Below are 13,597 nucleotides of genomic sequence, written 5' to 3'. Positions count from 1 at the left end.
TTTTAGGGCGGGTTAGCATTCCAACATTCGACGTCACACACACGGATTTTTTCCTCGAACCCTGGTAAAGCGCATGTTCGATTTCATGGAGTTGATCACCGCACAGTCGGCGGCAGCGGTTTTATTGACCACGGCGGCTGCGCGTATCGGCCTGCCGGTGCCGGCAGCGCCCTTGCTGGTGATTGCCGGCAGCCTGATCGCGGTCGACCTGGTGCCACTGTTCGATGTGGTGGTGGCCGCGCTCGTGGGCAACCTGATCGGCGACGGCGCCTGGTTTTACGCGGGCCGCAAATACGGCTACCGCATCTTGCGCCTGCTGTGCCGCATCTCGATGTCGCCCGACACCTGCGTGCAACAAAGTCAGTCGCTCATCCAGCGCTGGGGTGGCGCTTCGTTGATCACCGCCAAGTACGTGCCCGGCGTGTCGCTCATCGCGCCGCCACTGCTGGGCGCCTTGGGCATGTCGCTGCCGCGCTTTTTGGCGTATGAGTTGTTGTCGGCCGCCATTTGGTCGGGCGGCTTTCTGGCACTGGGCTGGATCTTCAACGCCCACGTGCAAACCATTTTGAACACCTTGTCCCAAGCGGGTGGCGCGGCCGCCATTGCGGTGGCACTGGTGCTGGGCGTGGTGCTGGTGCGCCACTGGCGCCGTCGGCGTGCGCTGCAGGCGCTGGAGATGCCGCGCATCTCGGTGGCGCAGCTGCACGCACTGCAACAGCAAGCGGTGCCGCCCGTGGTGGTGGACGTGCGCGGCAGCACCGGCCTGGCGATGGCACCGCAGCGCATTCCGGGGGCGCAGTCCTATAGCTTGCAAGAACTGCGCGACGGCACAGCGCTGAACCTGCCCGAAGGCGCTGAAGTGGTACTGTATTGCAACTGCCCGAATGAAGCCTCTGCCGTGCAGGGTGCGCAGTTGTTATTGGCACAAGGCCGCAAGAACGTGCGCCCGTTGGCCGGTGGGCTGGAGGCCTGGACATTGGCCGGCCACCCTGTAGAAGCCGTGGTGTTGGCTGTAGAGGCCGACGCCACACCTGCAACCCACTGAGCGCCCTGCGTCTTACTTTGTGGGCGCAATGGGTTCGCCAAGCCCCAGTCCGGTTAGATAGATGTTGAGCGAGGTCTCGCCCATCTCCACCAGTTCAAAGGCCTCGGTGTCGAGCAGCCAGTCTTGAATCAAGCCCCAGGCCAGCGTCTGCAGGCCACGCGCGGCCAAGTGCGAAGGCACACGCAGCGTCACGCCCCGTAGTGCAGCGCCGGCTTCAATGGCGCGGCGAAAGTCCTCCAGGCACTGTTCGCGCACCGCATGGTGGCGTTCGCGCACGGCGCGCAGCTCTTCGACGTATTCGACTTGGTGCACCGCCACCTCAAACACCCGACGCAGTTGCGCGTCATCCAGCATGCGCTGCCAGGTGTCGACCAAAGTGGCTCGCAAGGTTTGCAGCGGGTCTACACCCTGCTCTGCTCCCACCAACTGCATGGCGTTTTCCAGCGGTAGCGTGGCACGGTCCATCATGGCATTGAACAGATCGGCCTTGTCTTTGAAGTGCCAGTAGATGGCACCACGCGTGAGACCCGCGTTTTCCGCGATCTCGGCCAGAGAACTGCGCGACACGCCCTTGGCATGGAACACCAATTCCGCCTCGTCGAGCAAGCGGTCTCGCGTGGCCTGAGCGTCTTCTTTTGTGCGGCGCGCCATTTGCTTAGGGTTTGTTACTACTGTGATGGAATTCTGCTATTATACATTCATCAGCGTATGTATACAAAACTTCACGTGATTTCGGTACTATTTGGGGTTTGTCTCTGACCCCAGTGGTCGCCGCCTCTTTCGCTTTCTGCCTGTTTCCCGTTGCTTATTTCCCCCGGAAGGAATTGCATGTCTCTCCAACGCACCCAACAGCGTCTTACGCTGCAGTCCATCCGTGGCCTGCTTTTAGTCCCTTCAGTGTTGGCCGCTGCGGCCCTGCTCGCCGCCTGCGGCCAAAAGAGTGGGGAAGGCGGTGCCCAAGCGGGTGGCGGCGCGCCTCCCCCTGCCGAAGTCGGTGTCGTCACCGTCAAGCTGGGTGAAGTCGACCTGGTCAACGAGCTGCCGGGCCGCCTGGAGGCCTCGCGTGTGGCCGAAGTGCGTGCCCGCGCCGCCGGCATTCTGCAGAAGCGCCTGTTCGCCGAAGGCAGCGATGTGAAGGCCGGCCAACCGCTGTTTGCCATCGACTCCGCACCTTACGCAGCCTCTTACCAAAGCGCGCAGGCCTCGCTGGCCAGCGCGCAAGCGAACCTGCAGCAGGCTGCGGCCTTGGCCGAGCGCTACAAGCCACTGGTCGAAGCCAACGCCATCAGCAAACAAGACTACGTGAACGCCGTGGCCGCCGCTGCACAAGCCGAAGCCAGCGTGGCCGTGGGCAGGGCCGCCGTGCAGACCGCGAAGATCAATCTGGACTACAGCCAGGTCACCGCGCCGATCTCCGGCCGCATTGGCCGCGCGCTGGTCACCGAAGGTGCCTTGGTGGGCCAGGGTGAAGCCACGGCCTTGGCCGTGATCCAGCAAATCAATCCGATGTACGTGAACTTCACGCAATCGGCAGGTGAAGTGCTGGCGCTGCGCCGTGGCCTGGAAACCGGCCAATTGAAGCGCGCCCCCGGCACCGAAGCCGCCAGCGTGCGCATCATTCTGGACGGCCAAGGTGAATACGCCCAGGCTGGCCGCCTGCTGTTCTCTGACCTGACGGTAGACGCCACCACCGGCCAGATCACGCTGCGCGCTGAAGTGCCCAACCCCAAGGGCCTGCTGCTGCCTGGCCTGTATGTGCGTGTGCGCCTGGAGCAGTCGCAAGCCGCCAACGCCTTCCCTGTTCCCCAGCAAGCCGTCACCCGTGGCAACAAGGGCGACAGCGTGATGGTGGTGGGTGCCGACGGCAAGGTCGCCCCGCGCAAGGTGAAGATCAGCTCGGCCAAGGGCAACAACTGGGTGGTGGTCGACGGCCTGAAAGACGGCGACCAAGTGATGGTCGACGGCTTCCAGAAGCTGCGCGGCGACGCCCCGGTGAAGCCCGTGCCATGGCAACCTGCTGACGCCTCTGCGGCGGCTGCGGGTGCTGGTGCACCAGCTGCTGCCAAGGCCCCCGCCGCATCTGCGGCCACGGCGGCTGCCAGCAAGTAAGGAGCCCGCAGCATGGCAAAGTTTTTTATCGACCGCCCGATTTTTGCGTGGGTGGTTTCGCTATTCATCATCGTGATGGGGGTGATCTCCATCACGCAACTGCCGGTGGCCCAATACCCACCCGTGGCGCCGCCTGCCATCGTGATCAACGTCGCCTACCCAGGCGCCTCGGCACAAACGCTGGAGCAAAGCGTGCTGAGCGTGATCGAGCGCGAAATGAACGGTTCGCCCGGCATGATCTACATGGAAGCCGTGGCGCAAGCCGACGGCACGGGTTCGCTGACGCTGAGCTTCGAGCCCGGCACCAACGCCGATCTGGCGCAGGTGGACGTGCAGAACCGCTTGTCGCGCGCCACGCCGCGCCTGCCATCGGCCGTGACGCAGCAAGGTGTGCGCGTGGACAAGTCGCGCAACAACTTCTTGTTGTTTGTGATGTTGTCGTCCACCAACCCGGATGTCGACACCAACGCGCTGGGTGACTACGCCTCGCGCAACATCCTGCCGGAAATCCAACGGACTTCGGGCGTGGGCCAGGCGCAGTTGTTCGGCACCGAACACGCCATGCGCATCTGGATCGACCCGGCCAAGCTGGTGGGCTACAAGCTCTCCACGGCTGACGTCAACACCGCCATCAGCGGCCAGAACGCTCAAGTGGCTTCGGGCACCATTGGCGACCTGCCCAACATCAGTGGCCAGGGCATCAGCGCCACGGTGGTGGTCAGCGGCCAGCTCAGCACGGTCGAGCAATTCGGCAACATCGTGCTGCGCGCCAATGCCGACGGCTCGCAAGTGCGCCTGAAGGACGTGGCACGCATCGAACTCGGTGCGCAAAGCTACTCCACCAGCGCGCGCCTGAACGGCCAACCGGCCGTGGGTATTGGTGTCCAGTTGTCGCCCTCGGGCAACGCCATGGCCACGGCCAAGTTGGTCAAAAACCGCATGGCAGAGCTGCAGAAGTTCTTCCCGGACGGTGTGACGTTCAACGTGCCTTACGACAGCTCGCGCTTCGTCGGTATCTCCATCGAAAAGGTGGCGCACACGCTGATCGAAGCCATCGTGCTGGTGTTCCTGGTGATGTTCTTGTTCCTGCAGAACATCCGCTACACGCTGATTCCATCCATCGTGGTGCCGGTAGCCTTGCTTGGCACGTTCTCGGCATTGCTGGCCATGGGCTTCTCGATCAACGTGCTGACCATGTTCGGCATGGTGCTGGTGATCGGTATCGTGGTGGACGATGCGATCGTGGTGGTCGAAAACGTCGAACGCATCATGAGCGAAGAAGGCTTGCCGCCGCTGCAGGCCACGCGTAAAGCCATGGGCCAGATCTCCGGCGCCATCATCGGCGTGACGGTGGTGCTGATCGCCGTGTTCGTGCCGCTGGCGTTCTTCAGCGGCTCGGTGGGCAACATCTACCGCCAGTTCTCGGCGGTGATGGTGGTGTCGATCGGCTTCTCGGCGTTCCTCGCGCTGTCACTCACGCCGGCCTTGTGCGCCACGTTGCTCAAGCCTGTTGAGGCTGGCCACCATCACGAGAAGAAAGGCTTCTTCGGCTGGTTCAACCGTGGCTTCACGCGCACCGCCAAGACGTACGAAGGCTTCATCGCCCGACTGCTGAAGAAGGCCGGTCGCTACATGATCATCTACGCCGCACTGGTGGCTGCGGTGGTGCTGGTCTACAACCGCCTGCCGACCTCGTTCCTGCCCGATGAAGACCAGGGCAACCTGATCATCAACGTGCAGTTGCCGCCGGGCGCCACGCAAGAGCGCACCAGCAAGGTGATGGCCCAGGTGGAGGACTACATCCTCAAGCAACCCGAAGTGCAGAGCATGGTGGGCGTGCTGGGCTTTAGCTTCTCGGGTACCGGGCAGAACGCAGGCCTGGCCTTCGTGACGCTGAAGGACTGGGACGAACGCCACGAACCGCAACACCAGGCGTCGGCCATCGCTGGCCGCGCGTTCGGTGCGCTGTCTGGCATTCGTGATGCTTTCATCTACCCGCTGAGCCCACCGGCCATTCCTGAACTGGGTACGTCCAGCGGCTTCACCTTCCGCTTGCAAGACCGCGCCAGCCTGGGCCACGACGCGCTGCTTGCGGCACGCAACCAGTTGCTGGGCATGGCCTCGAAGAGCACCATCCTCGCGCAAGTGCGCCCCAACGGGCTGGAAGATGCGGCGCAGCTGCAGATCGACATTGACCGCGACAAGGCCAACGCGCTGGGCGTGAGCTTCAGTGCCATCAACAGCGCGCTCTCCACGGCGCTGGGCTCCAGCTACGTGAACGACTTCCCGAACCAGGGCCGTCTGCAACGTGTGGTGGTGCAAGCCGACGCGAAAGACCGCATGCAGCCGCAAGACCTGCTGAAGATCAACGCGCTGAACACCACCGGCCAAGCCGTGCCATTGTCGGCCTTCGCGTCGACACGCTGGATCACCGGGCCGATGCAAACCGTGCGCTACAACGGCTACCCCGCCATGCGCATCGACGGCAGTGCCGCGCCTGGCTACAGCAGCGGTGCCGCCATGGCCGAGATGGAACGTCTGGCCGCCCAGTTGCCACCGGGCTTCGGCTACGAGTGGACGGCGCTGTCGCGTGAAGAAAAGCTGGCCGGCTCGCAAGCCGTGGTGCTGTACGGCTTTGCCATCCTGGCGGTATTCCTGTGCCTGGCTGCGCTGTATGAAAGCTGGTCGATCCCAATGTCGGTGATTCTGGTCGTACCGCTGGGCGTGCTGGGCGTGCTGCTGGCCACCTGGTCGCGTTCGTACTCGGCCGACGTCTACTTCCAGGTGGGCTTGGTGACCATCATTGGCTTGTCGGCCAAGAACGCGATTCTGATCATTGAGTTTGCCAAGGACCTGCAGGCCCAAGGCAAGGGTGTGATCGAAGCCGCGTTGGAGGCCGCACACCTGCGGTTCCGCCCGATTCTGATGACGTCGATGGCGTTCATGCTGGGTGTGCTGCCATTGGCCATTGCCACTGGCGCCAGCTCGGCCAGCCAACGCGCCATCGGCTCGGCGGTGCTGGGCGGCATGATCACCGGCACCATCCTGGCGGTGGTTTTTGTGCCGATCTTCTTTGTGCTGATCCGCAGTGTTTTCAAGGGCAGCGCGCGCCAGGCGGAAATCTACGCCGAGCACGCCAAACATACCGGAGTCGGTGGCCATGAGTAAGTTAAGCATTCTGAGTCTGGCAGCGGCCGCTTTCTTGAGCGGCTGCTCGATGATCCCCACCTACGAACGTCCGGCCGCACCCGTGGCCGGCCAGTGGCCTGCTGAAGTGGCGGGCGTGCCCGTCGCCGCGCCTGGCAAGGCCCCTACGGAGGTGCCATGGCAAGCGTTCTTCACCGATGCGCAATTGCAAAAGCTGATTGAAGCAGCCCTGCAAAACAACCGCGACCTGCGTGTGGCGGTGCTCAACATCGAGCAAGCGCGCGCGCAGTTCCAGGTGAAGCGGGCGGACCAGTTCCCCACCGTCAACATCGGTGCCAGCGGTTCGCGCGCGCCCAATGGCAACGGCGGCTCGGTCACGAGCTACAGCGTGGGCCTGGTCACCTCCAGCTGGGAGATCGACTTCTTTGGCCGCGTGGCGAGCCTGAAAGAAGCCGCGCTAGCCCAGTACCTGGCCACCGAAGAAGGCCATAAAGCCACGCAGATCAGCCTCATTGCGGCAGTGGCCAACGGCTACCTCTCGCTTATCGCTGACCGCGAGTTGCTGGCCATCACCGAGCAAACCATCAACAGCCGCATCGAGTCCGAAAAACTCGCCAAGCTGCGCCTGGACAACGGGGTGGCCTCCGAGCTGGATCTGCGCCAAGCCCAGTCGCTGACCGAAGGCTCGCGCGCAGTGCTGGCGCAACTACAACGCCAACAGGTGCAAGACCGCAACGCACTGACCTTGCTGGTCGGTCAGCCGCTCGGAGAATTGCAAAACATCCCCACCAGCACCACGCTGACCAACAGCGCGCTGATCGCGGCCCTGCCAGCAGGTCTGCCCTCGGAAGTGCTGCTGAACCGCCCTGACATCCGCCAGGCCGAGCAAACGCTGATCGCCAACAACGCCAACATTGGCGCGGCGCGCGCGGCGTTCTTCCCGAACATCTCGTTGACGGTTGGCGCTGGCACCACCAGCACCCAGTTCTCGAACCTGTTCTCGGGCGGGACCTGGGGCTTCACCGTCGCTCCGCAGTTGGTCTTGCCGATCTTCGACGCTGGCCGCAACCAGGCCAACCTGGACTCGGCCAAGGCCGCGCGTGGCATTGCGCAAGCCCAATACGAAAAGGCCATTCAAACGGCTTTCCGTGAAGTGGCCGATGCATTGGCCGGGCAAGCGACGTTGGGTGAAGAGCTGCGTTCGCTGCAGGCGCAAACCGCTGCCGAGCAGGCCAGCTACAACCTGTCTGATCTACGCTACAAAAACGGCGTGGCCAGCTACCTCGATTTGCTGGTGGTGCAACGCTCGTTGTTTGTGGCGCAACAGTCGGTGGTCCAGACGCGACTGGCCCAATTGCAGAACCAGGTGACGTTGTACAAAACGCTCGGCGGCGGCTGGACCGAACCCGCGCCGACCACTGTTGCGGTAAACCCGGCCCCATAAAGGCCACCTCCGCACCCCGCCTGGCCCTACACTTGGCCGGGCGTCCTTGATGGGCGCGTTTTCGACCTGACCAGATCGGAAACGCGCTACAGGGGCCGTCGCTATAATCAAAAAGAGTAGTGAGCCCCCATAATAATTGAGGACAACATGAGCGATTCCCCACACGATCATGCGGCCGATGAAGCCCATACTGGCCCTATCAAAAACCCGAAACAACTGCTCGTTTCGGTGTTCTTTTCTTTCATTGTTCCCATCTTCGTCATCATCGGATTGGTGTTTTTTGCCGTCTCGGCTTACAAGCCCGCAGGCTTGGAAGCCGGCTCCGGCACTGAAATCAGCCTGGCTGGCAAATCCCAAGAAGAACGCATCGCCGCCACCAATGCACGCCTGCAAAGAGTCGGCATGGTCGAGATTCGCGATGCCAACCGCGAACTTCAGACTGGTGAGCAAGTCTTCAAGGCCCAGTGCACCACTTGCCACTCGGCAGGGGTTGCGGGCGCACCCAAGTTTGGCGACACCGCAGCCTGGGCGGCACGCCTGCCCACCGGATACGACGCGCTGTTGCATTCGGCGTTGAAAGGCAAGGGTGCCATGGCCCCACAAGGCGGCGGCGACTTTGATGATGTGGAGATCGGCCGCGCCGTGGTCTACATGGCCAATGCCGCAGGTGGCAAGTTCCCGGTCCCGAACCGTGCAGCCGCAGCGCCTGCCGATGGCGCATCTGCTACTGGTGACGCAGCGTCTGCCCCCACCGCAGCGGTGCCGGCAGCCTCTGCCACCCCAGTGGCCGCCACCAAGTAATCAGAACTGACCAAGAGCGTTCTTGGGCAATAAAAAACCGGCTTGCGAGCCGGTTTTTTATTGGGAGCAAACATCGGTCACTTGGTCACTGCGGCCGAGGTGGCCGGTTGTACTTGCGGACTCAGAACGAAGTGAAACGCGCCGGGCAGCTCGGCAGCACTCATCTCTTGCGGGTGCCATTGGCCCTGCTCGATCCAGTCGGCCGCCAACAACACATCCTGCGTGTGCACCAGCCCAAAGCCCAGGTCGGTGTGCAGGTAGAGCAAGCCTTCGGCATCGACCACACATTGCTGCACCTGCGCGGCACGTCCGGTATGGCTGCGCACCGTGCCATCGGCCTCCAGGCGCCACACCAGAGGCGTGCGCTCCAGCTCCACGTACACCCGCTGCGGCCCATTCTGAAAATACCAGCGGCCCGCGTCGTCGGCTTCGTAATTGCGCTGAATAAAGTCGATCAGTTTTTCGTGCTGCAGGCGTGAGCCTTTTGCGCCCTGCGCGCCGCTGGCAAAGGCGCCGAGGGCCTGCGTGCGGTCGTCGCGCATGTACCAGTTGCCACGCGCATCCAAGCCCAACCAACCGTAGCAATTGGGCACATGCGGCCACTTGGCCATCGCCTGTCTGACAATATCGTCCATGCGCCGATTATGCGACGCATGGCCCACGCATCACAGTTGGGCTTAGAAGGATTCCCAATCGTCGTCTCCACCGCCTGCTGGGGCAACCTTTCTGCTGGGCGCGGGTAGCGACGCCGCGGCCTTGGGTGCAGGTTTTGGCGCTGGCGTTGGCGCAGATGGCGGTTTTGTGGTGGTCTCCGAACCCACGCGTGCCGTTGGTGCGGCTGATGCTGGCTTGGCCGCTGCGGGCACGGGCTTCGAGGGTTTGGCAGGACTCGGACGCGGCACCGGTGCCGAGGCAAACGAAGCTGACGACGATGCTAGTCGCGCCTCGCCACCCGAGAGTTTGAACACCGCCACCGCCGCCACCAGTTGCTGCGCCTGGCCTTTGAGCGAGTTGGCCGCAGCGGCACTTTGCTCCACCAGCGCGGCGTTTTGCTGCGTGGCCTGGTCCATCTGCGTGACCGCCTCGCCCACCTGGCTCACGCCTTGTGACTGCTCCACGCTGGCAGCACTGATCTCGCCCATGATGTCGGTCACGCGGCGGATCGAGGTCACCACCTCCTGCATGGTCACACCGGCCTGGTCGACCAAGGCCGTGCCCTGCTCAACCCGCTCGACGCTGGCCGAAATCAGCGCCTTGATTTCCTTGGCAGCCTCGGCGCTGCGCCCAGCCAGGCTGCGCACTTCGCTGGCCACCACGGCAAAGCCGCGCCCTTGCTCGCCTGCACGCGCGGCTTCCACCGCCGCGTTCAGCGCCAGAATGTTGGTCTGGAACGCAATGCCGTCGATCACGCTGATGATGTCGGCAATTTTCTTGCTGCTGTCGTTGATGCCTTTCATGGTCTCGACCACCTGGCCCACCACGTCGCCGCCTTGCACCGCAACCGTCGAGGCGCTCTGTGCCAACTGGTTGGCCTGGCGAGCGTTGTCGGAGTTTTGCTTCACCGTGCTGGAGAGCTGCTCCATTGAGGCAGCCGTCTCTTCCAGTGCGCTGGCTTGTTGCTCGGTGCGCGCGCTCAGGTCATTGTTACCCTGTGAGATTTCAGAGCTGGCCGTGGCCACACCATCTGCATTGGTGCGTACGTTGCTCACCACTGAAACCAGGCTGTTCTGCATGGCCTTCAACGCCTTCAACAACATTGCGGTTTCGCTGTTGCCCTCGGCCTCAAAACGCGTGGTCAAGTCACCTTCGGCCACCGCTTGCGACACCGCCACGGCCACGTTCACCGGCCCGGTAATGGCCTTCACCAACAAATAGCCCAAGACAATCAGCAGCACCACGGCCAGTACACCAACGATGATCAAAAGTTGCACACTCGACTGGTAATCCTTGTTCGCCTGTTCCTGCGCGGCAGCCCCGTTGCTCACCAGAATGTTGGCCAGCTCAGTGGCTTCCGCACTGGCTTTGACTTGCCCAGGCTTGACGGTCTCCAGCAGCAACTTGGTGGCCCCTTCGGAGTCGGTGTTGGCCAGGCCTTTCGCAGCCACCTGGTCCAGCGGGACCCGCACGCTGGCAATGGTGGCCTTCATGGCGGCAAATTTTTCTTTCGAGGCTGGAGAAATCAGCGTCGTCTCCAGAAACTTCAGCGACTTGTCGAGGTCGGCGTAGCTCTTCTGCAGAAAGTCGTTCTCGCCTTTCATCATGCCCGCGTCGGTCAACAGCACCAGGTTGCGCACCGTCACCGCTTGCAACAACAGGTTTTCTTTTACCGCCGCAATGGCCGCTGCCTTGGGCACTCGGTCATCATTGGCCAGATCCAACTGGTTCTTGATGCTCGCCATACCCGAGATGCCAATCCACACATTGATAGCCAGCAAGATCGCCGCCAATGCAATGCCAATGCCCAGGCGCGTACCAATTTTCAACTGATTGAACTTCATGCGAAATTTCCCTCTGTGATGTCTGGAGCTTGGAGAACGGCGGCGGGCATGAGGATGCACCGCATCAGAAATGCGAGGCCGTCGCGGAGGATGCGCGGCAGATAGGAGACGACAAATACAACCGCTGATGCACTGTGCATGACAGGACTCGCCTCTGGTCGGTTGACCGCAGACCTATTGCAGGCCTACAGCGTGAAGAGCTTCACTTTGAACCAGAATGTAGCATCTTGTAAAGGGTGATTCCACTTTAGACAGACGTAGACACATGCCTGTTAGATGCTTGCACGCAACACTGCGCCGCCGTATCGACTCAGTCCCGCCGCCCTGCGCAGGACGGCCAACGTTGCGCTTTTTTTACCGGAGCGTCTGCGCCAGCCAGTTCCCCACCTGGTCCGGGAGATCACGCACATGGCCTGGTATGCGCCCTTTGGGAAAACCCACATGCCCGCCATGCGGCGGCTGCCACAGCGTGACGTGCTCCCCCACCTCGTTTGGGCGCGGCAGACTTTGCGCAGGCACAAAGGGGTCGTTGTGGGCATTGACCACCAGCGCGGGCAGCTTGATCTGGTCCAGCCGGGGTTTAGCCGAAGCGCGGGTCCAATAGTCCTGCACATTCTTGAAGCCATGCACCGGCGCGGTGAAGGCGTTGTCAAATTCGTAAAGATCGCGCGCACCCATCGCGGCGTCGCGGTCAAACAACCCTGGAAACTGCGCGTACTTGGCCATGGCCTTGGGCTTCATGGTGCGCAAGAACACGCGTGTGTAAACCTGGCGGTTGAAACCACGCCCAATGGCCAGGCCGGCCGCCATCAAGTCGACCGGAGACGACACCGCCGCCACCGCCCGCACCACGCGGCTGGCCTGCGCGCCCTTTTCTTCAGCCCAGCGCAGCAAGGCATTGCCACCGAGCGACACGCCCACCGCCACCACCGGCCCGCGATGGCGGGCGCGCATGCGCGCCAGGATCCAGTCGATCTCTTCAAAGTCGCCGGAGTGGTACACACGCGGCGCCAAATTCAACTCCCCGCTGCAGCCCCGAAAGTGCGGCACGGCGAAAGCCATGCCATGGCTGCGCGCGTAATCGGCAAAAGCCAGGGCGTAGTGGCTGGCTGATGACCCCTCCAGCCCATGGAACAACACCAGCAACGGCCGGCTGCTGGGCTGGGCGGCTGGGTCGGCCACCAAAGCGGCGGGGTCAGAGAAATCGACATCGACAAAGTCCATGTCGGGAGCGATCCAGCGCTCGCGCTTGAAGCGCGGCGGCGGACCGAACGCGCGGCGCGAATACAAGGCCGGCCAGATGGTTTGCAGATGCCCCCCTGGCAACCACCAAGGCGCTTCATAATTCATAGCGTCATGCGCCTGACTGTCTTGCGCAAGAGCCTCAAACGGCACAAAGTTATTCAATGCAGCACCACCGGTGAGGCCGTCGCCTCTTGCATCTCGCTGCGCGTGCCAGGGCTGGCGTGGTGGGCCACCAAGCGCCAACCTTGCGGCGTCTTGTGGTACACGTTGGTGGCCGTGGTGAAACCTTCTCGCGAACCCGCTTCGGTCATCACTTCCACACGTTCAATCACGTTGTGCACGGCGCTGGCCATCGACTCGATCTTGCGCACGCGCTCGGGCTGAATGTTCAAACGTCCCGTGGCAAACAGGTTCTCGAACGAGGCACGGATTTGCGCGCTGCCCACGATTCGCGGCCCTCCCGGATGGATACACATCACGTCGTCTTCGTCAGCCCAACAGGCCATCAGCCGGTCAATATCACCGCGTTGCAAGGCTTCGTAATAGGCAGCTTCGATATCGTCGGCAGAGCCACCGAGAGTGGCCGCCTGCTGTTTGGCTTTGGACATAGTTTGTGACGTAATGACACGGGTAAACCAGGATTTTGCACTGCTTTAAGAAACTGCTGTGCTAACGTCACGCGTCATTTCATTTGCGGGGGACTTCCATGCCAACAAGGCTCTTTAAAATTTTCGCGGCCTTGGCTTTGGTCGCAGGCCTGAGCGGCTGTGGCTACAACGACTTCCAAAAGCTCGACGAGCAAAGCAAGGCCGCCTGGAGCGAAGTCCTCAACCAGTACCAACGCCGTAGCGATCTGGTGCCCAACATCGTGGCCACCGTCAAAGGTGAAGCCGCGTTTGAGCAAGACACCTTGACCAAGGTGGTCGAGGCACGCGCCAAGGCCACGTCGATCCAGGTCACGCCTGAAACCCTCAACAACCCCGAGGCTTTCCAAAAATTCCAGGCCGCACAAGGTGAGCTGGGCAGCGCGCTGAGCCGCCTGATGGTGGTGAGCGAACGCTACCCCGACCTGAAAGCCAACAAGGGTTTCAGCGATCTGCGCGTGCAACTGGAAGGCACCGAAAACCGCATCACCGTCGCGCGCAACCGCTACATCAAGACAGTAGAAGAGTACAACGTGCTGGCGCGCAGCTTCCCCAGCAACCTCACCGCCAAAATGTTCAGCTACAACGTGAAGCCCAACTTCAGCGTGCAGAACGAAGCCGCCATTTCCACTCCGCCCGTGGTCGACTTCAACAAGAAGTAAGC

At 62.3% G+C, this 13,597-nt stretch carries 11 protein-coding genes; 6 read left to right on the top strand and 5 right to left on the bottom strand.

Annotated features, from left to right (window positions below):
• The first annotated feature begins 73 nt into the window (after positions 1 to 73).
• The gene (locus ACPWMG_RS02565; RefSeq protein WP_483303103.1) at positions 74 to 1,045 is read left to right on the top strand and encodes a DedA family protein/thiosulfate sulfurtransferase GlpE; all 972 of its coding nucleotides are present in this window, start codon (positions 74 to 76) and stop codon (positions 1,043 to 1,045) included.
• 12 nt (positions 1,046 to 1,057) lie between these two features.
• Here the strand turns inward: ACPWMG_RS02565 and ACPWMG_RS02560 are convergent, their stop codons facing one another.
• The gene (locus ACPWMG_RS02560) at positions 1,058 to 1,696 is read right to left on the bottom strand and encodes a TetR family transcriptional regulator (protein ID WP_483303102.1); all 639 of its coding nucleotides are present in this window, start codon (positions 1,694 to 1,696) and stop codon (positions 1,058 to 1,060) included.
• A gap of 177 nt (positions 1,697 to 1,873) precedes the next feature.
• On the opposite strand from ACPWMG_RS02560, the gene ACPWMG_RS02555 reads away from it, so the two are divergent.
• From ACPWMG_RS02555 to ACPWMG_RS02540, 4 genes are all read left to right on the top strand, one after another.
• Positions 1,874 to 3,154 (top strand): efflux RND transporter periplasmic adaptor subunit, encoded by a 1,281-nt coding sequence (locus tag ACPWMG_RS02555; RefSeq protein WP_483303101.1) that lies wholly within the window; start codon positions 1,874 to 1,876, stop codon positions 3,152 to 3,154.
• 12 nt (positions 3,155 to 3,166) lie between these two features.
• The gene (locus ACPWMG_RS02550; protein ID WP_483303100.1) at positions 3,167 to 6,322 is read left to right on the top strand and encodes an efflux RND transporter permease subunit; all 3,156 of its coding nucleotides are present in this window, start codon (positions 3,167 to 3,169) and stop codon (positions 6,320 to 6,322) included.
• Positions 6,315 to 7,745 (top strand): efflux transporter outer membrane subunit, encoded by a 1,431-nt coding sequence (locus tag ACPWMG_RS02545; protein ID WP_483303099.1) that lies wholly within the window; start codon positions 6,315 to 6,317, stop codon positions 7,743 to 7,745. The genes ACPWMG_RS02550 and ACPWMG_RS02545 overlap by 8 nt, the downstream gene beginning before the upstream one ends.
• A 147-nt stretch (positions 7,746 to 7,892) precedes the next feature.
• The gene (locus tag ACPWMG_RS02540) at positions 7,893 to 8,546 is read left to right on the top strand and encodes a c-type cytochrome (RefSeq protein WP_483303098.1); all 654 of its coding nucleotides are present in this window, start codon (positions 7,893 to 7,895) and stop codon (positions 8,544 to 8,546) included.
• Between the two features lie 77 nt (positions 8,547 to 8,623).
• On the opposite strand, the gene ACPWMG_RS02535 is transcribed toward ACPWMG_RS02540, so the two are convergent.
• From ACPWMG_RS02535 to ACPWMG_RS02520, 4 genes are all read right to left on the bottom strand, one after another.
• Positions 8,624 to 9,181, bottom strand: coding sequence for a DUF2946 family protein (locus tag ACPWMG_RS02535; protein ID WP_483303097.1), 558 nt, complete (start codon positions 9,179 to 9,181; stop codon positions 8,624 to 8,626).
• Positions 9,182 to 9,223: 42 nt separating this feature from the next.
• Entirely contained in the window at positions 9,224 to 11,044 is a 1,821-nt protein-coding gene (locus ACPWMG_RS02530; protein ID WP_483303096.1) for a methyl-accepting chemotaxis protein, read from the bottom strand.
• 354 nt (positions 11,045 to 11,398) lie between these two features.
• Positions 11,399 to 12,394 (bottom strand): YheT family hydrolase, encoded by a 996-nt coding sequence (locus tag ACPWMG_RS02525; RefSeq protein WP_483303095.1) that lies wholly within the window; start codon positions 12,392 to 12,394, stop codon positions 11,399 to 11,401.
• Between the two features lie 53 nt (positions 12,395 to 12,447).
• Complete coding sequence (locus ACPWMG_RS02520; RefSeq protein ID WP_483303094.1) at positions 12,448 to 12,897, bottom strand: YybH family protein; 450 nt, start codon at positions 12,895 to 12,897, stop codon at positions 12,448 to 12,450.
• Between the two features lie 98 nt (positions 12,898 to 12,995).
• Between ACPWMG_RS02520 and ACPWMG_RS02515 the strand changes: the two genes are divergently transcribed.
• Positions 12,996 to 13,595, top strand: a complete 600-nt coding sequence (locus ACPWMG_RS02515) for a LemA family protein (protein ID WP_483303093.1) — start codon at positions 12,996 to 12,998, stop codon at positions 13,593 to 13,595.
• Positions 13,596 to 13,597: the final 2 nt, after the last annotated feature.

Origin of the sequence: Hydrophilobacter chitinilyticus (genome assembly GCF_049860745.1) — a bacterium.
GTDB lineage: Bacteria > Pseudomonadota > Gammaproteobacteria > Burkholderiales > Burkholderiaceae_C > Rhodoferax_B.
Note: the sequence above shows the minus strand (reverse complement) of the source record. Positions and strands in the feature narration are given on the sequence as shown.